Raw genomic sequence first — 24,779 nt, 5'->3', positions numbered from 1 at the left:
TCATTAAACAAACATATTTAATATAGGATTATAGATGAGACAGCTAAAGATCAGTAAACAAATAACCAACCGTGAAAGTCAGTCTTTAGACAAGTATTTACAGGAAATCGGGAAGGTTGATTTGTTAACGCCGGACGAGGAAGTGACATTGGCTCAAAAAATCAGGGACGGAGATCAGCTTGCTCTTGAAAGACTTACAAAAGCAAACTTGCGTTTCGTGGTGTCTGTTGCAAAGCAGTACCAAAACCAAGGATTGTCCCTAGGTGACTTGATCAATGAAGGAAATCTTGGCTTGATTAAAGCAGCTCAACGCTTCGACGAAACTCGTGGTTTCAAGTTTATTTCCTATGCCGTATGGTGGATACGCCAATCGATCCTTCAGGCTTTGGCTGAGCAATCTCGTATTGTTCGCTTGCCACTTAACCGGGTTGGTTCTCTAAATAAAATCTCTAAAACTTTTTCAGAACTGGAGCAACGTTTCGAAAGAGAGCCTTCTCCAGAAGAGTTAGCGGAGGTATTGGAGATCACTTCATCGGAGGTAGTCGATACCATGAAAATATCTGGTAGACACGTCTCGATGGATGCTCCATTCGTTCAAGGGGAGGAAAATAGCCTCTTAGATGTTTTAGAAAATGACCTGGAAGATAAGCCTGATTCCGGTCTTGTGAATGAATCTCTACGCAAGGAGGTACAAAGGGCATTATGTACGCTTACCCAACGGGAAGCCGATGTAATAGCCTTGTATTTTGGATTGAATGGAGAGCATGCCATGACCCTGGAAGAAATAGGCGAGAAGTTTAACTTGACCCGCGAGCGGGTACGCCAGATCAAAGAAAAAGCGATTCGTAGATTGCGGCATGTGTCTAGAAGTAAAGCGTTGAAAACTTATTTGGGCTAACACCCAGTATGATTTCCTAATGAAATTAAAGGCCTCGCAAGAGGCCTTTTTTGTCTTAAATTAATAAAATGGCCGTAATACAACCCCTTATAGACTTAGCCGAATTGCTTTTCCTGCAAGGAGTACGTCATGTGGTACTCTCACCAGGCTCTCGTAGTGCTGCCATCAGCCTGGCTTTTATCCGGCATGGAGGCTTTCAGGTACAAGCCGTTATGGACGAACGCTCTGCGGGTTTTATCGCATTGGGCATCGCCCAGCAGGCTCGTCAGCCAACAGTACTGGTGTGTACTTCAGGAAGTGCCGTTTATAATTTTGCACCTTCTGTTGTAGAAGCTTTCTTCCAACAGGTGCCTTTATTGGTGCTGTCGGCCGATCGCCCGGCGGAGTGGATTCACCAATACGACGGCCAAACGATTTTTCAGTCGGGAATCTTTGGGAAGCATGTCAAAAGTAGCTTCGAGATCGTGGTGGACGATCGGCACGCTGATGCCCTTTGGCATAGCAACAGAGTGGCAAACGAGGCCTATCTGTTGGCTACTGCGGTTCCCCTAGGACCCGTGCATATTAATATCCCCATCAGAGAGCCCTTTTATCCTACCGAAACGGATGTATGGAGAAAAAGCGCCACGGTGCGGGCCATCGCCAAAACGGATGCCGTACCCCAGCTGAGTACCACCCATTGGCATAGCTTATTGGATACCTGGGATAGTTATGACAAAATATTGATAGCCATAGGCCAACTCCCATGGAATGATGCCTATTGGAATTCACTGTCGAACTTGGCCGAGGACCTGGCCATACCCGTTGTGGCTGATGTAATTTCGAATGTAGACCTGCCAGAATATGTAATTAGGCATCATGATTTGTTTTTAGGCGCCCAAACCGATGATCGGCTTCAGCCGGAGCTGCTTATCACGGCTGGTATGTCTTTTATTTCGAAGGAACTTAAGCTATTTCTTAGAAATAACCCAGCTACGGTGCACTGGCATATTAGCCCCGATGGCATATTGGCCGACCCCTTGCGTTCCGTGACGGAGATCATTCCAGTATCGCCTGGTTATTTTTTCGATACCCTGTATGAGAAAATAGATTTTCAAAACTTTGTAGAGAATAACGAGGCCGATAGTAGGGAAGCCTATTATGCACTCTGGGAAGAGTTTGACCTTAAATCGTCCATCTTACTGGATCGATATATTCAGAAGCTATCATCATTAACCGATTTATCGGCGTTAGATTTTATTTTTAAACGCCTACATGGGCCCTACCAGCTTCAGCTGGGCAACAGTATGTCGGTCAGGTATGCCAATGTATTGCAGCTCCCACACCCTGAAAATGTGGTTGTATATGCCAACAGGGGTACCAGTGGGATAGATGGTTGTATGAGTACGGCCATTGGGGCCGCCTTGGCAGTGGCCATGCCGGTCTATCTGATTATAGGGGATATATCCTTTTTTTACGATCGCAATGGTCTTCTTGTCCAGCACCTGCCCGAAAACCTTAAAATTATTATCCTGAATAATGGCGGTGGGGACATATTTACCATGATAGATGGCCCGGCAAAGTTGCCCGAAAACAAGGAGTTCTTTAGGACTGCCCATAGCCTAACAGCCCAACATACGGCTCAGGATGCCGGCGTACCGTATATTCCTGTTACCACCATTGACGACTTACAACGCGGGGTCGATTTGTTAGCCAAAGCGACCACCTGCGTCATATTAGAAGTACAAACCGTTACAGAAGATAATCAGGCCGCCTGGAAGGGCCTAAAGGCTTTTTTAAAAGCCCATTTGTAATAGGGGATGAGCCGGGTGGACCGTGGGCGGGAGGCTACTACTTGCAATGTGCTTGTAAGTATTGGATGGCGGTGGAGTCTTTTAATAATTGGCCCTGAGTCCAAAGCTTACAGGCTGTAGCTGCTTGACCCGATTTAAAATAGGCCATTCCTGCTGCTGCATAGAGCCCATCGACCGGATCGGCTATCTCTATCGCTTTTTGAAAGGCTGTTATGGCCTTAGCCCAGTCGGATTGTTGGGCATAATAAAGCCCCAGATTCCTATGCGCATAGCCGTTTGTAGGCAGGATGGTAATGGATTTTTGAATATTTTTGAGGGCTTGCTCATTCTCATTCAATTGTAGGAGCACATATCCTAGGTTATTTAGGGAATAGGCATCGTTTGGTTTCAGTTGTAAGGCCCTGTCGAAATAGCCCTGTGCTAATGGGTATTGTTGGTTTTGAGTGGCGATGAGCCCTAAGTTGTTTAACGCCTCCGTTTGAGTGGGGTTAATTTTTAGGGCCTGTAGAAAATCTTGTTCAGCTAGTTTAAGATTGTTTTCATGATAATATAAATAACCTCTGTTTACATATGCCTCTACATGGTCAGAAGCCAGCTGAATGGCTCGGTCGTACGCTGTTAAAGCCTGTCCAGGCTGCCCCTGTTGGGTGAGCAGATTCCCACTTACCAGATAGTAATGACTGGAATCCTGGTAGGCGGTTTTTATGGATGAAAGGTCCTCTTGTGCGATTTGTATTTTACCTAATAACAAGGCCACCTCTGCGCGTGCCATATGGGCTTGCAAGAGGGTAGGGTCCTTGGCTAAGGCCGTGGTCAGACATTCATAGGCCAATTCGGTACGATGAAGTTTGGTAAGTACAATGCCTTTGTTTAAATAGGCATCTGAAAAATCCTCATTTTTAGCGATGGCCTCGTCATACCATTTTAAGGCTTCTTCGTAATTATTTTTGGCCAAAGCGGCGTTAGCTTTCAAAAAGAAATCGGAGGCATCCTTTTTGCTTTGGGAACTACAGCCGGTGAGCTGTAAATTAATTAGTATTATAAGTAGCGTAAAATATACGCTTCCGTTAAATTTGAACATTCAGTAGGACTATAAATAGATGAATAAATGCGACATATAAAAGATATTCCCAATAACCGTTACAAAATTGGCCTATATCAATGGAACAATAAGTACATTATAAAGGTAGAATCGGGTTTGTATGAACAAACTTACAAAATTGAGCAATATGAAGTATCGGGTCCGGAGGAAATAGAAACCGTGGTAGACGATCCTTTTATAGAAGCCATCACGGAGAAGTTCGACTCCATGCACCACGATTTTCAGTTATCATTAAAACGAAATGAGATATTATTTTAATGGAATATGCTGCATTGAATATAAAATATACGCATTTGGTGCCCTTAACGTTAAATAGCAAGAAAAAAAGAGGGTAAGGCCCTTAATAACTCGACTTTCATATATATATGTCAATAAACCGTAAAAAAGCTCAAAATAAATTGCGCCCCAATATGATGCAGAAAAATAAAGGTGCCTATACGCTCGGTGTTTTATTATGTGCTGGGGCTAGTCCACTGGTAGCTCAAAATACCCTAAGCCTAACAGAGCCTGAAGCACATTTTCGGAATGGTCTGGAGTATTATGAAAAATCTAACTTTATAGCCGCAAGACAAGAATTTGGGGAGTTTTTATCGACCCAAGATAAGCTGTTAAGTACAGGGGATTATAATAAGGTTACTGCTGAGTACTATTTTGCGGTAACAGGCTTGTATCTTAATTATCCGGAGGCGGAGGTTCAGGTCGATCGTTTCGTAAAAAATCATGCAGAACATCCGAAGGCACAGCAAATATATTCCGATTTGGGTAACTACTATTACCAGGCGGGGAATTATGAGAAGGCCATCTCTTATTTAGAAAAGGCGGTAACTTCTGCTGGCAACTCCGGTAAGAAGTTGTCTAGCACTTATCAATTGGCCATGGCTTATTATAATACTCAGCAGGTCGATCAGGCATTGCCGCTTTTCAATCAGTTGAAAAATGTAACGGACTTTGAAAATGCCGGCGACGCTTCGTTTTACGCTGGAGTAATCAATTACCAAAAGAATAACTTTCAGGAGGCCTATAGTGACTTTCTTCGGGTAGAAAATCATCCTTATTATAAGGATGAAGCGCCTAACTGGATTATTTCCTCCTTATATCAACAAAAGAATTATGATGAACTTTTAAAATATGGGGAAAGGGTTTTAGCAAACCAGAAAGGAAATACTAAACTCGACGACGTAGCCCTTTATGTAGCCGAGGTCTATTACGAAAAAGGAGAGTATGAAAAGGCCGTGAGCGCTTATGAGCGATACAAAAGGATGAAACCTGGACAAATTCTCCCTTCAGTGGCACTCCATTATGGTCACTCACTCTTCAGAACAGGGAAGTACGATGCTTCTATAACCGCCCTGAAAAGTCTTGGAAACGGGAAGGATTCTATTTCGCAGTACTCTTCATATCTACTGGGAATCAGTTATTTAAAGACGTCTAATTTAAGTTATGCTTTAACGTCCTTTGGGAATGCAGCCAACCTGAATCATAACCTTACGGTGCAGGAAGAGTCGGCTTATAACCATGCCAAGGTACAGTTGGATATGGGAAACAATAACGACGCCATTAGGGAGTTCAATGAATACTTGGCGGCTTATCCAGACAGTAAGCATCGGGAAGAAGCGACAGAGTTGGTGGCCGAAGGCTATACCAACGCCAGTAATAACGCTGGTGCTATAAAGTACATTGAGGGTTTAGCAAAGCGAAATGCTAAAATAAATGGGACGTATCAACGGCTCACTTACAACCAGGGAGTGGCCGAGTTTAACCAAGAGCGGTTTTCGAATGCGATTGCCTTTTTCGACAAATCGATTCAGTATCCTATCGACGAAGAACTTTATATTGCCGCTAGTTATTATAAGGCAGAGTCGACCTACGGTTTAAAAAAGATAGACGATGCGGTACGCCAGTACAATATGATAGCCAAAAATCCTAAGGCTGGTATTTATGCAAGGAAGAGTCTGTATGCCCTGGGTTATGTGTATTATAACCAGAAGAAGTACAGCCAAGCCTTACCTTATTTTAAAGACTTCGTGGCCAACACCGAGGGAATAGTTGGTTCGGTAATCGAAGATGCGCATACCCGTCTGGCGGACTGTTATTTGGCCGCCAAAAACTACGACGAGGCCATAAATACCTATGAGCAAGTGGCGGTAAGAGGGAAAAGCGACAAGGATTATGCGATGTTTCAGAAGGCCCGTGCCTTTGTGTATATGAAAAGGGAACAGGAAGCGCGCCGTCAGTTCGAATTGTTGATCAGCCAATTTCCTGGTTCGCGTTATTTGGATGATGCTTATTTTCAGATAGCGGATATCGATTTCCAGAACCAGAGTTATTCTGCAGCAGTGAAAGGCTATACGCGGATGATCAACGAAAAGCCCAAGAGTTTCTTGATTCCTGCAGCCTTACTTAAAAGAGCTCAGTCTTATTATAACCTTCAGGTATATGAGCAGGCCATTGTAGACTTCAAAAAAATATTGGCCGAATACCCTGATTCACCATCTTCTAGCAGCGCGCTGGAGGGAATCCAGGAAAGCTATTCGGCGGTAGGACGCCCCGAAGAGTTTAATCAGGTATTGGCGGTTGTTCGTAAAAACAACCCCGGGAACTCCAAATTGGAGGAGGTAGAATTTGACAATGTGCGCAATTTGTACTACGCACAGAAATATGAAAATGCCATCACCTCCCTGAAAGGATTTTTGGATAGCTACCCCAATAGTAAGCATCAGTACGATGCCCGGTATTTTATAGGTAGTTCTTATGATAAAATGGGGCAAATCGATCAAGCCCTGGAGTATTTCAGAAAAGTAGTTCAGGACAATCGTTCTACCTTTATTGCCGCTGCTGCACAGCGTTCGGCGGAGTTGGAGATTGGACGTGGCAATTATAATAATGCCGTTGCCAATTTCCGTACTTTTCTTAAGAATGCAGAGAGCAAGAAGGAGCAGGTGCAGGCGTGGACCGGTCTGATGGACAATTATTATACTCTAAAGAATTATGACTCTACCCTGTATTTTGCGAGGGAGATCGTCAATGTCGGTAATATAGTTCCTGGTAGCCTAGGCAAAGCCCAGATTTATATGGGGAAAGTGCCGATGGACAAAGGGGATCTTACAAAAGCCCAGGAAGAATTTAAGAAGATCATGGCAAGTTCTAAAGATGAGTTTGGCGCCGAAGCTAGCTACTGGTCGGCTATGATTCTCTATAAAAACAAGAAATATGCCGATGCCGAAAAGGCGATCATCGAATTAGGGAAATCCTATGAAGGCTATGACTACTGGCGCGTACGATCGTTTATCCTACTGGCCGATGTATATGTGGGTATGAACGATGTAGCTCAGGCAAGGGCCACCTTGGTGTCTATCATCGACAATAGTGATGATGAAGATGCTGTAACCTTGGCAAAGAGCAAGCTTAGTCAGTTAAAATAAGTTTTACCCTATTTTTTAACGGGAACCGTATCAAATGAAAATTAGACTCATGAACATCAATATAGAACGTGCTGGATTGGTTATGTTGACCCTGGGTATGACCATGCTACAAGCCAAGGCACAAAGGGGGGAAATAGAAAGTCAGACCTATGAAATTATCAAAGAGAAAAGTATCGAGTTTGGTACAGCCAACCGACTATTCGATAAAGTACAGCCCGTATCGGCCGATCAAAAGAAGACCAAGGTAGGCTACGAGTTAATCGACCCCAATATATCGATAGCCTCCCCAAAGTTGACACCCACGGTAGGGCTGTCATCCGACGATAAAGAACGCCTAGACGGCCCCGAGGTACTCAATAATTACATCAAACTAGGTGCCGGCAACTACAGCCGATTCTTAGGAGAGGCCTTTGTAGGAGCTAGGCCTACCGAAGATTTGGCATTTTCTGCCCAATTGAAACAACTTTCAAGTGGTACTGGACCCGTGGATGGCAAGAATTCGGCCAATGCTATGACCAATATTCGGCTAGGGGGTAAATATATCCAACCTCGCTATAAGGTGGATGGGAGCCTAGAGTATGACCGGAAAAACTACTATTTTTATGGATATAAGCCGCAACCAGAAAGCCAGTCGGTCAATCGGGATAGTTTAAGGCAAACCATCAATCAATTTGGCTTTTCATTGGGATTCGAAAACACGGATGCTGATGTGGCCGTCGACTATTCGGTCAAGACCAGCTTAAATTCTCTGAAAGATCATTATAAGGCTTCAGAACTAGACTGGGGAACCCAGTTAAAAGCCTCAGTGCCTATTTCAGAGTCATTTTATGCGCTTTTAAATGCCGATGCTTATGTGTCACAGCGGGTCGACCGGCTTACTTATAATCGGAATCTGTTTAGGGTGAGTCCTACCTTCAAATATGTGTCAGATTTTTTTTCAGTAACATTTGGACTTAACGCCGTTAATGAAACGGATAGTGAGTTGGATATCAATAAAACCAAGGCCTTTCCTAAGCTGAATATCGATGTTACTCCGATAGCAGGAATTCATATTTTTGCCAATTATAATGGAGACATTGTTCGTAACACGCTAAAAAGTATGTTGAATGAAAACCAATGGCTAGGTTCTAATGTATTGATTGTCAATACCGAAAAAACCTACGACCTTAGTGCCGGTGTGAAGGGAGAAGACCCGCAAGGATTCAATTATGAGGGTAAGGTTTCATTCGCTCAGTATCGTAATTTTTATAATTTTAATAACTCTCTGGCCGACACATCCAAGTTTTCGATTATATACGATCCCGGTAAAACCAAGGTGCTTACCTTATCGGCACAGGCGGGATATAATTTCAATGATCTGTTTAAAACCTCTCTTAAAGTCAATTTTTTCGACTATAAAATGGATCAGACTGAGCAAGCCTGGCACCGTCCCGACCTCACCGTCAATTGGTTTAATGCCCTGTCGATTAGTAAGAAATTGTTTATTACCTCCGATTTCTATGTGTTGAAAGGAATGAAAGCCAAGAATTTCCAAAGTGGCCAAGTTCAAAAGCTTCCGGTAGTCGCTGACCTTAATCTGAAGATAGACTACCTATTAACCCAAAACTTTTCAGCTTTTGTAGCCATCAATAACGTTCTGGGGAAACAGTATCAGAGATATCAGTATTATCCACAGCAGGGATTAAACTTTATTGGTGGATTGTCCTTTTCTTTTTAACTTCGTGTTAACATCAACACAATAAATCGGTATGGCACACATGGAAGCGATGATCAATAGCTTGGTTAAAGAACATGAATTCTTGGTGATACCCGGTTTTGGGGCACTACTGAGTCATGAGGTTTTGGCTTATTTCGATACAGCCAAGGGTAAATTTGTACCCTCCACTAGGAAGTTATCCTTCAATGAATTTGTGAGTCAAGACGACGGCTTTTTGGCCAACTATCTTTCTCGTAAAGAGTCGATCACCCATCAAGAGGCAATTTTGAAAATAAAGGCCTTTGTACTCTCCTTGCGGACCGATATTGCCCAATCTGGTAGTACCGAGATAAATGGGGTCGGTACATTTGGTAAGAATGTAGAAGGAAAATTGGTTTTTGAACCGAACAAAAATCAGTTTATTAAAGATGAGTGGTATGGTTTTGAACCCATTCCCGTTAAGTTGGTGGAACGGAATAATCCCGTGGTGTCGCCAATGGAAGCGGTCGAAGAGGTTGCGTTTTACGAACAGCAGTCTACAGAAACCACCTCTGGAAGTATAAAATGGTATCAATGGGCATCTGCCGCCGTGTTAGCGGGTTTCTTATGTTATTTTAGTTTCTTTTGGATGGCCGAGGGTGGGTCGATTAATAAAAGTGATCTAAATCCATTTGTAGCGGTAACACAACCATTGGAAGTGGATCCAACACCCGTTGAAACCCATATGGAAATAGTGCCTGAGGAGGCTATGGCAAGCGCTGTCGTGGATTCGCTGGTGGTGGAGCCTGAGCCAAAGGAGGAGATGATAGAAGTTCAGAAGATAGTGGAAGTAAAGGAACCCAAGTACTATTTGATAGCGGGCGCGTTTAAAGGAAGGAAGCAAGCGCAAGTTTTGATGGATAGAATGAAGCAGGAGGGCTATACCGAAGCTTGTATCGTGGGAGTAGATAAATATTCTTCGAAATACAAGGTAGCCGTTCAGGGCTTCGACGATCAACAATTGGCTCTTAAAGCCAATGTGGACTTGAAAAAGATTATTGGAGAACCCGGATGGGTCTATAAGGTACGTTAGTGTACGACCAAAAGCTAGGAAGAAAGGGGCCGTAGGCCCTTTTCGCCGTTATAATAAAAGGTATTATTTTTACGTTGAAGTGTATCAATCAATAATTTTAACTGTCATATGCTCGCATTACAAGCAGAAGATAAGCAAAGAATAACTGTTTCATGGGCCATGTCCATAGGCATTACGCTTGGAATGCTCTTGTTATTCTTTTTTATTAAACTTAATAGTAATCTGAAGAAGGCCGAACCTATGGAACTCTTCGTGGAGGTCAACTATGGCACTAGTACGGTAGGAAGGGGTGATATACAGACATTTAATAAGCCAAGCGATTCGAAGGTCGCTGAAAATATGCGTGCGGATGCGGCCGAGGTTAAAAAGGTTAAGGCGGTTTCTACACCCAAACCTAGCCCCCCTACACCTCCTAAAATACAGTCGAATAAGCCCACCAAAACCGTTGCTGAGCGTCCTGTAATCGCTTCGAAAGTCGATAGTCCGGTGGAGAGTCCAGAAAAATCGGAGGTTAAAAACTCGACAGGATCGGCCAATTCGTCTACTCCAGCAGCCAAGACCACCCCCACTAAAACGGTCAATAAGGATGCTTTGTTCAAGTCTTCAGGCAGTAAGGGGGGGAGCAATGGAACCAATGGTACCAAAGCCGGCGTAGGAGGCAATAATAACGGCGACGATGCCGACGGCGTAGGTGACAAAGGAGTTAAGACGGGTAGTTTGTTTGCCAAGACCTATAAAGGTGCTGGTGGTGGTGGTGGAACGGCCGTTGGTCTTTCACTTTCGGGATGGAGCTGGTCGCGGAAGCCTGAGGTCAATGACCAATCGGATGCCACTGGCGATATCACCTTCAAAATCACAGTAGATAAAAATGGAAGAATTAGGAGTATCATTACCCAGAGTACTACGGTAACCGATTATGCGGTAGTGAACCAATATAAGAATGCCGTACGTGAACTTACATTTATTCCAAAGTCTTCCAACGTTCCTGACGAGTCGGTGGGGACTATAACCTTTAAAATTAGGTCTCGATAGTATATGCAATATCAAGAGGCGGTCGATTATCTTTACAGTAGACTGCCTGTATTTCAAAATGTTGGTGGCAGGGCGTTTAAGCCAGGCCTGGAAACCACAATAGCCTTATGTGAGATCCTGGGTAATCCCCAGGATTTTTTTCCTATAGTACATGTTGGGGGAACCAATGGCAAAGGGAGCAGTTCTCATATGTTGGCGGCAATTCTTCAAAAGGCAGGTTATAGGGTTGGACTATATACCTCTCCGCACCTTAAGTCGTTTACAGAACGGATTCGCGTCGACGGTATAGCGGTGTCGGAAGGCTATGTAGCGAAGTTTGTCAGTGATCAGATAACTAACATCGATAACCTTTCCCCATCGTTTTTCGAATTGACGGTGGCACTGGCCTTAAAATACTTCAAAGATGAAGCTGTGGATATTGCAGTGGTCGAGGTCGGAATGGGTGGAAGGCTCGATAGTACCAACATTGTGAAGCCTATTCTGTCCTTAATTACCAACGTAAGTCTCGACCATGTCCAGTTTTTGGGCGATACACGTCCCAAAATTGCTGCCGAAAAGGCTGGGATCATCAAGGCCAATACGGAGGTCGTCATTAGTGAGTACGATCCTGAAACCGCTCCCGTTTTTAATGCCTATAGTGAGGCCCTTTCGGCCCCTATTGTTTATGCCGACGGTCTGATTGAAACGGACGATCCTGAGATGCTTTCGGATCGGTTGTTAGTGAAGGTGGTTAAGAATGACTACGACGAGGAATTGGCTGGGGAGTTTTATTTGGATTTGATGGGCCATTATCAGGCAAAGAATCTAGGAGGGGTGCTCGTTAGCAGTTCCATATTGAGGCAAAAAGGGTTTACACTTACCGCAGCGCATATTAGAGATGCTTTGGGGTCGGTTGGGGAGATAACAGGCCTAAAGGGCCGGTGGCATCGGCTGGGTAGCTGTCCTACCACTTATTGCGATACAGGCCATAATTATGCCGGACTGTCTCTGGCCTTAGGGCAATTTATATCGTTGCCATCTAGTAATAAGCGCCTGGTTATAGGTTTCGTCTCCGACAAGGATATCGATGGGGTGTTGGGGTTATTTCCCTCAGATGGGGTTTATTACTTTTGCCAACCACAAAACGCCAGAGCTTTATCAGCCGAAGCGTTGGCCGATAAAGCATATAAAAGAGGGTTAAAAGGGACGGTATTCGCAGACGTTAACCAAGCCTTGGAAGCAGCCCGAAGGGATAGTGAGCCTACGGATACCATTTTTGTAGGAGGAAGTACATTTGTTGTAGCTGATTTAATAGAATTATAATAGATAGAATTCAATGCCCAGAAGAAAGATGATGCATTATGAATATTGTGATAATGCAGAAAACATTATACAAGCCGGGAAACCCTTGTATACAGAAGTAAAAGGTAAATGGAATACCGCTTATTTTCAAAATGATAATCCCCTAGTGGTGGAGTTAGCCTGTGGAAAAGGGGAGTATACGGTAGGTTTAGCCCAAAAGTTTCCCGACAAGAACTTCATTGGTATGGACATTAAAGGGGATCGTATCGCCAGAGGAAGCAGGACGGCCGTAGAAGCGTCCCTGTCTAACGTTGCTTTCTTGAGGGCTGGAATACAGTATGCCGACGAGTTTTTCGAAAAAGGAGAAGTGGATGAAATATGGTTGGTACATCCAGATCCTCAGGTAAGAGACCGAGATGAACCCAAACGTCTGGCTAATCCCAATTTTTTGAAGCAGTATGCCTATTATTTAAAGGCTGGAGGTTCTTTTTGTTTAAAAACGGATAGTGACTTTCTGTATCATTATGCCTTGGAAATGATTTCGGAGGATTCGCAGTTCAAAATATTGGATTATACCGACGACCTCTATAGTAGTCCTCTCTTGGAGAAACATCATGGTGTAAAAACCCATTATGAGAAAATATTCGTCTCGAAAGGCTACACCATCAAGTTTATTGAGTGTCTTAGATTATAGCGCCAAGCCCAAGGTTCGGAATAAAAAAAGGGGGTTCATTTATAATGAACCCCCTTTTTAGGTTTATCGCTTACTTATTTGATCAAGGTAGCGAAGTAATGTACGGTACGTACAAGCTGTGAAACGTAGGACATTTCATTGTCATACCAGCTAACCGTACGAACCAATTGAGTTCCGCCTACATTTTGAACGCGAGTTTGGGTAGCGTCGAATAGAGAACCATAGCTAATTCCGATAATATCGCTGCTTACGATTTGATCCTCTGTGTAGCCATAGCTTTCATTGGCTGCGGCCTTCATAGCTGCATTCACTTCCTCTACAGTAGTTTCTTTACCAAGAATTACAGTAAGCTCGGTAAGAGATCCTGTAAGGGTTGGAACCCGCTGAGCAGAACCGTCCAATTTGCCTTTCAATGAAGGAAGTACCAATCCGATGGCTTTTGCAGCACCTGTACTGTTTGGAACGATGTTTTGAGCCGCAGCACGTGCTCTTCTCAAATCGCCTTTAGCATGAGGTGAATCTTGGGTATTTTGATCGTTGGTATAAGCGTGGATGGTAGTCATCAAGCCGTTTACAATACCAAATTGATCTTCCAATACTTGTGCCATTGGTGCCAAGCAGTTGGTAGTACATGAGGCACCACTGATAATGGTTTCTGATCCGTCTAATTCATTATGGTTTACGTTAAACACGATAGTTTTAACATTTCCAGTAGCAGGAGCAGAGATCACTACTTTTTTGGCACCAGCTGTAATATGCTTAGAAGCACCTTCTTCGCTAGCAAAGAAACCAGTACATTCAAGTACAACGTCTACATCGTGATTAGCCCAGGGAATTTGAGCGGGGTCACGCTGTGCGTAGATATTGATTTCTTCACCATTTACGATAATGGAATTGTCGGTAGACTTTACATCCTGATCGAAACGTCCTTGAGCTGTATCATATTTAAGAAGATGAGCTAAAACAGAAGGGCTAGTCAAATCATTGATGGCTACTATATCGATTCCGTCCATATTATAAATTTGACGGTAAACCAGGCGTCCGATTCTTCCGAATCCGTTAATTGCAACTTTTACTTTTGACATGTTGAAGTTATATTATGTTTTCTGACGGCAATATTAATAAAAAATAGCCGATATAACGAGGAAAAACACAATTTGATAAGGAAGGGAATAGATCCAAAGAAAGAATCAATATTAGTATACTAACTAATATGTTTAGCATTTTCCTTTAGTAATTTAGAATAATTGCTAATATAATTAGTAATTATTCTTCTTTTATTATATTAAATACTAATTAGGTCTATGACTTTCTTTGAATGTAGGGTAGGGGTCTTTTAATTTTACTTACTCACTATCTTTTGCTCCTGATTGCTCCTCTGAATCCCAGTATATATCTGTCGACTACTTATCTTCATTCATTTTGTTTCTCTCCGTATTCATTTGATGGGATGGCCTTGACTCGTACTATATTTTCGTATATTTGTAAGCTTAATCCAGTTCGAAGAGTTGGATTTTTGTTAGAATGCTTTATCAAAATATCCTTTTGTTAAAAACTCTAAACGATTAATAATCAATAACTTAAATAATTTATATTAAACTTTAACTTTAACATGGACTTTACTTCAAGTATAGAAGAGATTTGGAACGATAGAACTAAATTGACAGAACCATCTGCTATTGCACTCATCAAACAAATTGTAGAAGACGTAGATAAAGGACGCATACGTGTAGCCGAGAAATTAGCAAATGGCGAATGGCAAGTCAACCAAGCCGTGAAAAAGGCTATCCTCATGTACTTTCCTATCCAACAAATGGAGGTCAGCGAAGTAGGTATTTTTGAATTCCATGATAAAATGAAGTTAAAAACTGGTTATCAGGAACTTGGTGTACGGGTGGTACCTCCAGCCGTTGCTCGTTATGGTGCTTATATTTCCAAAGGTGTTATCCTAATGCCTTCCTATGTTAATATTGGCGCTTATGTAGACGAGGGAACCATGGTAGATACTTGGGCCACCGTAGGTAGCTGTGCACAAATAGGCAAAAATGTTCACCTTAGCGGAGGAGTAGGAATTGGCGGCGTTTTGGAACCCGTACAGGCCGCTCCAGTAATTATTGAAGATGGCGCCTTTATTGGATCCAGGTGTATCGTAGTTGAAGGCGCACATATTGGACCACGGGCCGTATTAGGAGCCGGGGTCACCATCACCGGTAGTTCCAAAATCATTGATGTCACTGGCGATACCCCCGTCGAGTATAAAGGATTCGTTCCTGCCGACTCGGTGGTTATCCCTGGATCCCTTGCTAAAGAATTCCCTGCAGGCACTTACCAAGTGCCTTGCGCCCTAATTATCGGAAAGAGAAAAGCCAGTACTGATTTAAAAACATCTTTAAACGATGCTTTAAGAGAAAATAATGTAACGGTTTAACTTTGTATAAAAGTACATTTATAAATACAGGGGCTGCTTCAGTCCCTGTATTTTTTTAAACTACTGGTTGATATATTTTTGTATACTGAATAGAGTTTACAATACGACCCTCCTCTTGCTTGCAATGTTGCCATGAATGATTTACATTTGTTTGGATATTAAATCATTTACATATGGAACTTAGCGATAAAATAAAACATATACTGGCTTCGAAGAATTTGTCCCCTTCCATCTTTGCCGACGAGATAGGTGTACAGCGTTCTAGTATTTCCCATATCCTGGCAGGTAGAAACAAGCCTAGTTTGGACATTGTGCAGAAAATTATACGTAGATTTCCCGATTTAGGCCTGAATTGGATTTTGGACGACGAAGATTTACCCTTTGATATTCCAGAGCCAACCCCATCAAAACCAGCCGCATATACCCCCGAAATAGAAGAAAAAGCCCCCGAAAAGGCTCCTCAGATTTCAATGAACCCTACACCTGTACAGGATGAAAGCATACAGGAAAATGTCAGCGCCTCCAAAAACAGCCTTCCTTCGGGCTCAGCAGCTGGCTTAGGAACGAAGGCTGTAGAAAGAATAATGATTTTCTATTCCGATGGGACCTTTCAGGATTTCACTCCCGATTTTAAAGCCTAGACAAGTAGCCCACCGAATTTCCTTTTCCCTGGATGACTACGACTGGTTCCTTTTGGATAGCCCCCGCCTCCCGTAGTCATCCACTTCACTATCTTCCCCTATTAGATGGTGCGACCGGCTAGGTGTGGCCGACTAGGTGTGGCCGACTAGGTGCGGCCGGCCAGGTTCGGCCAGCCAGGCGCGACCGGCCAAGTTCCAATCGGCATGAGAATCGATTTAAAGAAATCGAGAGATTCCGACAGCACAGGATGGTCCCAAAAGAAAAAATGTTTAGAATTGTATAGAAATAGAAGAATTCGAATATTTTTTAGTTCTTTTGGTTTTATGATAACTATAAAGCAATTACTAGCGCAATTGCTTTAAAAAATTCTTCCGCCGTGTCTGTTGAAATCTCAGAATCCTTTTGGCTATGGAAATTCCTTGGTCACCTACATCCCTTAGTGGTTCACTTCCCTGTCAGTTTGCTATGTGTTGCTTTATTTTTAGAATTTGTCGATTATACCCGCAAATCAAAGATCTACGCTCGGGCCATCTTGATGCTATTATGGCTTGGAACATTAGGTGCTTTCTTTTCAGTGGCCTTTGGCCTAGTACTCGCCAACACCGAGGAATATGGGGGAGATGATTTGCCCATACATCAATGGCTGGGTATTGCCACCCTCATTTTAGCAAGCGCCACCATCTATCTATCCCACAATCGGCACCTGCGTACTTACCGATTACTGCTCATTGCCACCGTCTTGGGGGTGAGCTTGGCTGGGCATTATGGAGCCATGCTGACGCACGGCTCCGACTACCTAAGCGGTACGCTCCCTGCTACGCATCAAGATCCAGCTCCTTCCCCCTCTCAATTTGCTCTGACCAGCACCACTGAGGAGCTCGATCCCAACCAGCTGCAAGAACTTAATATCGAAGTTAGAACCATACTAGCCCATAACTGTTATAGTTGCCACGGGGAGGTCAAGCAGAAAGGAGACTTACGGCTCGATAGCAAGGACGCCCTTATGGCTGGTGGAGAAAATGGCCCAATTTTACAGCCTGGTAATTCGGGAAAAAGTGAGATTATCAGGCGTATTAGCTTACCAGCAAACCATAAGGAAGCTATGCCAACGAAAGGCAAGCGCCTTACCAGCTCAGAAATTGAAATACTTCGTTATTGGATTGACCGGGGGGCCCCTTGGCCCGAAGGAGAAGAAAGAAGTATTTTTAGAATGGCCGAAATGGCTCCAAGATTGCCTCAAGTACCCCAAGGGGTCTATAAAAACCCTATCGATCGTTTCGTAAATTCGTATTTTCAAAAGCTAGGTTTAAAATGGACAGCTCCCGTAGATGACCGTACTTATGCCCGCCGGGTGTACCTGGACTTAATAGGCCTATTGCCTGAGCCTAAGGAACTGGAGGATTTTCTTACCGACAATGCCCCCAATAAAAGAGAAAAACTTGCACAACAACTATTAAATAGGAATGACGACTACGCCCAGCATTGGCTCACCTTTTGGAACGATGCACTCCGAAACGACTACACCGGAACCGGCTATATCACCCAAGGAAGGTCTGGAATAACTCCCTGGCTATATAGCGCATTGGCCCAAAACAAACCATACAATGAATTTGTCCATCAGCTCATTAGCCCCAATGAGGCGTCTCAAGGATTTATTAAAGGAATAAAATGGAGGGGAACCATTAATGCCAGTCAACGTACCGAAATGCAAGCGGCACAGAACGTGGCTCAAGTTTTTTTGGGACTTAACTTAAAATGTGCTTCTTGTCACGATAGTTTCGTCAGCGACTGGAAGCTCGAACAAGCCTATGGGTTTGCCAATATTTTTGCAGATACCCTCTTGGAAATAAACCGATGTGACAAACCTATCGGTAAGATGGCCAGCACACAAATGCTCTTTCCAGAATTAGGAGAGATAGCCATCGACGCAAGTACCGAGCAACGACTCCGTCAGTTGGCCGACAACCTCATAAAACCCGCCGATGGACGGCTTTATAGGACCCTAGTTAACCGGATCTGGGCTCAGCTGATGGGTAGAGGGCTGATAGAACCCGTGGATGTTATGGACAATCTGCCATGGAGCCAGGATTTGCTCGATTGGATGGCGTACGATTTTACAGAAAATGGGTTCGATATCAAAAGACTTATGCTGCAGATCGTCACCTCGGAGGCCTACCAACTACCAGGAACATCCGTTAAGGAGCCCGAAATACTCATGAATCAAGATTATCAGTTTACGGGAATGGTACGCAAGCGCCTCACCGCCGAACAGTTTGCAGATGCTATCAGCAGGACCTTCGTTCCTATGTACGCCGACTCCTCCCTTTCCGATAAATTGCCTGAGGAGATCAAAGGCAAAATCCCCTTTGTACGCGCAAGTTTGGTTAAGAACGACGCCTTTCTGACCGCCTTAGGACGCCCCAATAGGGAGACCGTCATGACCACACGCAACACCCAAGCCAACTTGTTGCAAGCCTTAGAACTTACCAATGGGCAACAACTGGACAGAACGCTAAAAGAGGGGGCCAAACAATGGAAACAACACTATCCTCAGCCCGATCTGTTAATTACTGAAATGTACAGAAGGGCCCTGGGAAGGACCCCTAATCAAAAGGAATCGGAAACCGCCAGGCGAATCGTGGGCAACCAACCTAATGAAAACAATATAGCTGATTTGATGTGGGCCATGGCGATGTTACCAGAATTTCAATTAATATACTAATCATTCTTTTAGTACATAAATAAAGTAATAAGCATATTAAATATATAGTACAATTAATACTATATTATACATTTATCACTTTTAATAAGTAAATAAATAGCAATCTGATTATCAATGAGATAACCCTAACGATATGCATCATTATAACTGGAATAGAAGGGACTTTTTGAAAGGCGCCAGCGCGGCTACCATGGCGGCATTGGCCGCAAGCTTGCCCACTTCACAAATTATCACGGGCTGTAGCCCCAAGCCTACTGCTTCTGCCGACACGGTAATCTTGCTATGGATGGCTGGAGGCATGGCGCATACGGAGACCTTTGACCCTAAACGGTTCACTCCTTATGAAACAGGAATGGAAGGGAATCGCGTGCTGAGTACCTTTCCATCCATGCCGACCGTACTCGATGGCATTCAGTTTTCGGAAGGCTTACAGTCCATCGGGGGAGTGATGGACAAGGGGACCCTCATCCGGTCCTATATGGCCGCCGACATGGGACATATCCTACACTCCCGACATCAGTACCATTGGCATACCTGCTACGAACCACCACAGACGGTAGCCGCCCCTCATATAGGCTCATGGATCGCCAAGGAACTGGGTCCTAAAAATCCGGTGATCCCAGCATTTATAGATATTGGCCAACGCTTCACAGTGGGCGAAGCCGAAGAGCTTAAGGCTTTTCATACGGCCGGGTTCCTAGGAAACGAATTTGGGCCTTTCTTTATTCCAGACCCTAGCCAGGGACTCGATAGCGTACGCCCTCCGGCAGGTATGGACAGCCAAAGGTTTGAACGACGCAACCAGCTTTACAATGAACTGATCAACAACAGTCCGGTGGGAGAGTTTGGCAGTGACTATCAACGGGAATCCTTACGGCGTTCTATGGAACAAGCCTATGCCTTACTTAACTCCCCAGAGTCTAAGGCTTTCGATCTTAGCACGGAGCCTCGAAATAGTTATGACATCTATAACACTGGGAAATTTGGTTTAGGGTGTCTTTTGGCGCGTAGACTTACCGAACAAGGCGCACGCTTCATTAGTGTTACCACCGAGTATGAGCCATTTAAGGGATGGGACACGCATGAGAATGGCAATTCACGCCTCGTCGAAATGAAAAAACAAATTGACGGCCCTGTAGCTCAGCTCATCAAGGATCTGGATCAATCGGGTCATCTGGACCGCACCATGATCGTACTGGCCAGCGAATTCAGTAGAGATATGATGGTAGAAGGTAGACCCGACGCTACCGTAAAAGAACAAGTTAATCAACCCGATATATTAAACGATCCGAAATTCTATGGCATGCATCGGCACTTTACCGATGGTTGCTCTATGCTAATGTTTGGAGGGGGTATTAAAAAGGGATTCGTATATGGTAAAACTGCCGATGAGCGGCCCTGTAAGACCATTGAAAATCCAGTAAAGATTGACCAAATTCACCAGACCATTTACCATGCCCTTGGGATTCCACCCGAAACCAATTATGAAATTGAGAAGCGACCCTTTTATACGACTCCAGATGGCAAGGGCCAAATCATCAAGGAGTTACTAGTTTAAATAAAAAAGAACACTCCTGTATCTGGCAGAAGCGCTCAATGAGCAAGGTAAGCCTACCCAAGCGGCCACCTACCTCAACATGGTACGGAGCCGAGCCAAGTTGGCCCCAACCACGGCGAGCTCTCAAGCCGATATGCGCAAGGCCATCTATCAGGAGCGAAGAGTCGAGCTAGCCTTCGAAAACAAACGATGGTTCGATCTGGTAAGGACCGATAGGGTACAGGAAGTCATTACGGCCTATGGACAAAGGGTCAAAAGTAATCCGAAAGCCTATTATTTTCCGGATGGTGCCGTCCCTCCAAACAATGCTTTTACTGTCTTGGATATCTACTATGGTCTTCCAGCAGTAGAGTCCGCTTTAACTCCATACTTTTAAGATACGTGGCCAAGTAGGATCCACGCAAAAGCAGTTCTTACTCCTGGGCAAGAACTGCTTTTGCTTTATAAATTGTCTCAAAAATTATATAGCTTACGGTAATATATAATTCAAAAAGTGGAGTTATAAGCCAATTTTAATCCAAAATTATAGTCATTCTGTATTTTTCTGAAAAAATACAGATAGTGCAGGACAGTGTTTTAAAGATAATCTTTTATTATTGTGTTAATTGGACATAACCCGCCAAAAATTTAAATAAACCAAGAAATAAAAACCAATTCTTAATACTAAATTGAATATGTACAAACCGAAAAAATGGTTAAATCTACCAACAGGGTTGGCCGCAATGCTAGCCGTGACCGTTTCCTGCGGGGTATTAGTCAGTAACCGTTCTGCCAAAACCATGGCTCCATCCGACGATAAAGTTGGAAAGCTTAAACTTGCCGATGGTTTTCAAGCAGATCACTTATACAGCCCCTCCGAGAATAACGAAGGGTCATGGGTGTCGATGACCTTCGATGACAAAGGGCGCATGATCGCCTCCGATCAATATGGCTTCTTGTACCGATTGAAACTTCCCCCCATTGGCAGCAATGCCCAACCAGAAGTCGAGAAACTCGGCATAAATGGAGACACGACAAAAATCCAAATGGGTTTTTCTCATGGGTTGCTCTACGCGTTCAATAGCCTATATGTGATGGTGAACAACCGCTCCAATCCAAAATTCTCGGACAAAAGTGGTCTTTACCGACTTCAGGATACCAATAACGATGACCAATACGATAAGATCACCTTGCTCAAGGCCATGAATGGTGAAGGAGAGCACGGTCCTCACAGCATCGTATTGTCGCCCGACAAGAAATCCCTCTATGTAGTAGCGGGTAACCATACCGATCTCCCAGAGATGGACATCTACAGATTGCCCAAAAACTGGGGTGATGACAACCTGTTTCCGCTCATAAAAGATCCACGGGGCCATGCCAACGATCGTCATGCACCAGGTGGCTGGATAGCCCATACGGATCCTGACGGTAAAAAATGGGAACTGATAAGCGCCGGATACCGGAATCCATTCGATATCGCCTTTAATGAAGCGGGCGATTTGTTTACCTACGACTCCGATATGGAATGGGATTTTGGAACCCCGTGGTACCGTCCTACACGCGTATGCCATACAACCAGCGGTAGCGAGTTTGGCTGGAGAACAGGCGATGCAAAATGGTCTCCTTCGTTCCCCGACAATATGCCCGCCATCATGAATATAGGCCAAGGCTCTCCAACAAACCTGATATATCTTAAAGATGCCAAGTTCCCCGCCAAATACAAAAATACCTTATTGGCTTTCGACTGGAGCTTCGGGATCGTTCATGGGCTACATCTAAAACCGAATGGAGCATCCTATAGTGCCGATCATGAGGAGTTCCTTTCTGGCTCTCCGCTTCCTTTGACTGATGGAGCCATTGGCCCCGATGGAGCACTGTACTTTTTGACTGGAGGTCGTAGATTGCAATCGGATCTATACAGGGTATATTACAAAGACTACCAAAAACTTCCTGCCAACTCGGCACTCGCCAAGGCGATCGTTACCCCAGAGAATAAATTGCGCAGAGAATTAGAAGCGTTTCATGTAGGCCCCAACCCGAAAGCCGTTGACACCGCATGGCCTCACCTAGATCATCCCGACCGTTTCGTTCGCTACGCGGCACGATTGGCCATAGAAAATCAGCCAGTGGTGGGATGGAAGCAAAAAGCATTAGCCGAAACTAACCCTAGTAAGAAGGTATATGCACTCTTGGCTTTGACGCGCCAGGGATCTGCTTCCGACAAATCGGCCTTACTAAAGGCGATTGCCAGTATCGATTTTAAAAAATTGAATGAGGAAAAACAGAGAGATCTTCTAAGGACTACAGAAGTAGCAATATTCCGTTATGGGCAGCCCGATGCCGCTACTAAAACGGCCTTGATCAACAATATAAATCCTCTATTCCCTTCTAAATCTGCCCTTTCCAATAAGCAATTCAGTAAAGTGCTTATTGCTTTGGAGGCACCGGACGCCGTTAAAAAAACATTGGCACTGTTGACTTCCAATGAAAAATTTGACGATGTGGACAACGAGACCGCTACGGCTTCATCCGATCTTATCCTGAGAAACCCTCAATATGGCTTGGACATAGCAGGTATGCTAGAGAAAATGCCACCTATGCAACAGACTTACTATGCATTCGTATTGAGCAGTGCCAAAACCGGATGGAATGATCAGATGCGTGATGAATACTTCAAATGGTTCGATAAAGCATTTAGTTATCAGGGGGGAAGAAGCTATATTGGCTTCATCGACAAGGCGCGTAACCTCGCACTCAAAAATGTCCCTAAGGATAAAAGAGATCATTATGATCAATTGTCAGGAGCTAGCAAATTGACCTCCAATGGAAATTCCTTAACCCAAACCTACAATCCAAAAGGACCAGGCCGTGGCTGGAAGGTAGAAGAAGCGGATAGCCTGGTTTCGGGTCATCTTGAAAATCGCGACTTCGAAAGAGGTAAGCTTATATTCTCGGCAGTACTTTGTAACCGTTGTCATACCATAGGTGGTGAAGGCTCGGATGTCGGTCCCGACCTTACTCAACTTGGCAATCGGTTCTCAGTGAAGGATATGATGGAGGCGATTATCGTACCGAACAAGGCTATTTCGGATCAATATGCTTCCTTCATTTATGAATTGAATGACGGTGAATCGGTACTTGGCCGCCAGCTGAATGAAGATGCAACGCATTATTATATCTCACAAAATCCATTTGATCCGACCACAGTTAGGAAAATAGCTAAAAAATCGGTGAAGGTTGTAAAGACTTCAACGGTTTCTATTATGCTACCAGGATTAATCAATGGATTGAACCCCGACGAATTACGTGATCTTACGGCATATCTAATGTCGGGAGGTAATGAAAAAAATCCAATCTATAACACCTCAAAAGGAAAATAGACGGGTATATTAATATCGGGTTTTGCTTTAAAGGGATAATTTTCTAACGGAAACTATCCCTTTATTTTTTGAATGTAGCGAAAGGCTCATTCGTTAAGACTGAGGAGCGTCAGCAATATCCAATTCAATAGGGCAGGAGGTAAGTACCTTCTAACGGTTAATCAATGAAATAAACAACAATAAACGCATATGAATAGGAGAGCCTCCATCAAAAAAGTGCTAGGAAGTGGGGTAGCACTGAGTGTCGCAGGAGCCACCAATAGCTTTGGTAGCCAACGACTTAGCCCCATGTCGCTTAAAGGAAATATAAACCATTCGGTTTGTAAATGGTGTTATGGTAAGATACCTCTGGACACTTTTGCCCAAGATTGTAGGAAAATCGGTATTAAATCTATTGAACTGTTGGGGCCCGAAGATTGGCCAACACTCAAGAAATATGGCTTGACTTGTGCCTTAGCCAGTGGTGCTGGAATGGGCATTGAGAAGGGATTCAATGATCCTAAACTACACGACGAACTGGTAGCCAGCTATGAGGCACTTTTCCCAAAACTCCAAGAGGCAGGCTATACCCAGGTAATATGCTTCTCGGGTAACCGGAAAGGAATGTCCGATTACGACGGGATGCGCAACTGCGCCGTTGGACTTAGGCGTCTGATGCCGCTCGCAAAAAAACACAACGTGACCATGGTGATGGAATTGCTTAATAGTAAGGTCAACCATAAAGACTATATGTGCGATCATACGGCTTGGGGTGCTGGTCTATGTGAAATGGTAGGATCCGAAAACTTCAAATTGCTATATGACATCTACCATATGCAAATCATGGAAGGCGACGTAATTGCATCCATCAATCAGTACCATCAGTACATCAGCCATTATCATACTGGCGGCGTACCAGGCCGTAATGAAATTGACGACAGTCAAGAACTGAACTATCCAGCCATTATGAAAGCAATTAAGGCCAATGGTTTTAAAGGATATGTAGCTCAAGAGTTCATTCCGAAGCGCGATCCAATCAGTTCGCTGCGCCAAGGGGTAGAAATCTGCGATATTTAACCGAAATTCGATACATTGAAATCT

Annotated in this window: 17 protein-coding genes and 1 pseudogene; 16 read left to right on the top strand and 2 right to left on the bottom strand. The window is 44.0% G+C overall.

Going from position 1 to position 24,779, the window contains the following annotated elements; genetic code table 11:
- Positions 1-34 precede the first annotated feature (34 nt).
- Both CLV98_RS08495 and menD read left to right on the top strand, forming a co-directional pair.
- The gene (locus CLV98_RS08495; protein WP_025761602.1) at positions 35-898 is read left to right on the top strand and encodes a sigma-70 family RNA polymerase sigma factor; all 864 of its coding nucleotides are present in this window, start codon (positions 35-37) and stop codon (positions 896-898) included.
- A gap of 68 nt (positions 899-966) precedes the next feature.
- Positions 967-2,691 (top strand): 2-succinyl-5-enolpyruvyl-6-hydroxy-3-cyclohexene-1-carboxylic-acid synthase, encoded by a 1,725-nt coding sequence (gene menD / locus CLV98_RS08490; protein ID WP_109673877.1) that lies wholly within the window; start codon positions 967-969, stop codon positions 2,689-2,691.
- Between the two features lie 37 nt (positions 2,692-2,728).
- Here menD and CLV98_RS08485 read toward each other — a convergent pair whose 3' ends face one another.
- Positions 2,729-3,772 (bottom strand): tetratricopeptide repeat protein, encoded by a 1,044-nt coding sequence (locus CLV98_RS08485; protein WP_109673876.1) that lies wholly within the window; start codon positions 3,770-3,772, stop codon positions 2,729-2,731.
- A 27-nt stretch (positions 3,773-3,799) separates the two neighbouring features.
- Here CLV98_RS08485 and CLV98_RS08480 point away from each other — a divergent pair, with 27 nt between their 5' ends.
- The 7 genes from CLV98_RS08480 (at position 3,800) to trmB (ending at position 12,990) form a co-directional block, all read left to right on the top strand.
- Positions 3,800-4,051, top strand: coding sequence for a hypothetical protein (locus CLV98_RS08480; protein WP_109673875.1), 252 nt, complete (start codon positions 3,800-3,802; stop codon positions 4,049-4,051).
- 152 nt (positions 4,052-4,203) lie between these two features.
- A complete protein-coding gene (locus CLV98_RS08475) occupies positions 4,204-7,215 on the top strand; it encodes a tetratricopeptide repeat protein (RefSeq protein WP_229203268.1) in 3,012 nt (1,003 codons plus the stop codon).
- Between the two features lie 34 nt (positions 7,216-7,249).
- Positions 7,250-8,932 carry a TonB-dependent receptor gene (locus tag CLV98_RS08465; protein ID WP_146202248.1) on the top strand — a complete coding sequence of 561 codons (1,683 nt, stop codon included), beginning with the start codon at positions 7,250-7,252 and terminating at the stop codon, positions 8,930-8,932.
- Between the two features lie 31 nt (positions 8,933-8,963).
- A complete protein-coding gene (locus CLV98_RS08460; protein WP_109673872.1) occupies positions 8,964-9,983 on the top strand; it encodes an HU domain-containing protein in 1,020 nt (339 codons plus the stop codon).
- A gap of 108 nt (positions 9,984-10,091) precedes the next feature.
- Positions 10,092-11,015 (top strand): hypothetical protein, encoded by a 924-nt coding sequence (locus CLV98_RS08455; protein ID WP_109673871.1) that lies wholly within the window; start codon positions 10,092-10,094, stop codon positions 11,013-11,015.
- A 3-nt stretch (positions 11,016-11,018) separates the two neighbouring features.
- Positions 11,019-12,317, top strand: a complete 1,299-nt coding sequence (locus CLV98_RS08450; protein ID WP_109673870.1) for a bifunctional folylpolyglutamate synthase/dihydrofolate synthase — start codon at positions 11,019-11,021, stop codon at positions 12,315-12,317.
- Positions 12,318-12,330: 13 nt separating this feature from the next.
- On the top strand, positions 12,331-12,990 hold the full coding sequence (trmB, locus tag CLV98_RS08445; RefSeq protein ID WP_109673869.1) for a tRNA (guanosine(46)-N7)-methyltransferase TrmB: 660 nt from the start codon (positions 12,331-12,333) through the stop codon (positions 12,988-12,990).
- Positions 12,991-13,064: 74 nt separating this feature from the next.
- Here the strand turns inward: trmB and gap are convergent, their stop codons facing one another.
- Positions 13,065-14,075, bottom strand: coding sequence for a type I glyceraldehyde-3-phosphate dehydrogenase (gap, locus tag CLV98_RS08440; protein ID WP_109673868.1), 1,011 nt, complete (start codon positions 14,073-14,075; stop codon positions 13,065-13,067).
- A gap of 527 nt (positions 14,076-14,602) precedes the next feature.
- Between gap and CLV98_RS08435 the strand changes: the two genes are divergently transcribed.
- The 7 genes and pseudogenes from CLV98_RS08435 (at position 14,603) to CLV98_RS08405 (ending at position 24,755) form a co-directional block, all read left to right on the top strand.
- Positions 14,603-15,418 carry a 2,3,4,5-tetrahydropyridine-2,6-dicarboxylate N-succinyltransferase gene (locus CLV98_RS08435; protein ID WP_109673867.1) on the top strand — a complete coding sequence of 272 codons (816 nt, stop codon included), beginning with the start codon at positions 14,603-14,605 and terminating at the stop codon, positions 15,416-15,418.
- A gap of 173 nt (positions 15,419-15,591) precedes the next feature.
- Positions 15,592-16,059 carry a helix-turn-helix transcriptional regulator gene (locus CLV98_RS08430; protein WP_109673866.1) on the top strand — a complete coding sequence of 156 codons (468 nt, stop codon included), beginning with the start codon at positions 15,592-15,594 and terminating at the stop codon, positions 16,057-16,059.
- A gap of 377 nt (positions 16,060-16,436) precedes the next feature.
- Positions 16,437-18,782, top strand: a complete 2,346-nt coding sequence (locus tag CLV98_RS08425; RefSeq protein ID WP_229203267.1) for a DUF1549 domain-containing protein — start codon at positions 16,437-16,439, stop codon at positions 18,780-18,782.
- A 133-nt stretch (positions 18,783-18,915) separates the two neighbouring features.
- Positions 18,916-20,340: a DUF1501 domain-containing protein gene (locus CLV98_RS08420; RefSeq protein ID WP_109673865.1), complete on the top strand. Its 1,425-nt coding sequence runs from the start codon at positions 18,916-18,918 to the stop codon at positions 20,338-20,340.
- Between the two features lie 13 nt (positions 20,341-20,353).
- A pseudogene (locus CLV98_RS08415) lies at positions 20,354-20,716 on the top strand (RagB/SusD family nutrient uptake outer membrane protein); the annotation flags it as partial.
- A 298-nt stretch (positions 20,717-21,014) separates the two neighbouring features.
- Entirely contained in the window at positions 21,015-23,699 is a 2,685-nt protein-coding gene (locus CLV98_RS08410; RefSeq protein ID WP_109673864.1) for a PQQ-dependent sugar dehydrogenase, read from the top strand.
- 189 nt (positions 23,700-23,888) lie between these two features.
- Positions 23,889-24,755: a hydroxypyruvate isomerase family protein gene (locus CLV98_RS08405; protein WP_109673863.1), complete on the top strand. Its 867-nt coding sequence runs from the start codon at positions 23,889-23,891 to the stop codon at positions 24,753-24,755.
- Positions 24,756-24,779 lie beyond the last annotated feature (24 nt).

The organism is Dyadobacter jejuensis, from assembly GCF_003149085.1.
Classification (GTDB): domain Bacteria; phylum Bacteroidota; class Bacteroidia; order Cytophagales; family Spirosomataceae; genus Dyadobacter; species Dyadobacter jejuensis.
Note: the sequence above shows the minus strand (reverse complement) of the source record. Positions and strands in the feature narration are given on the sequence as shown.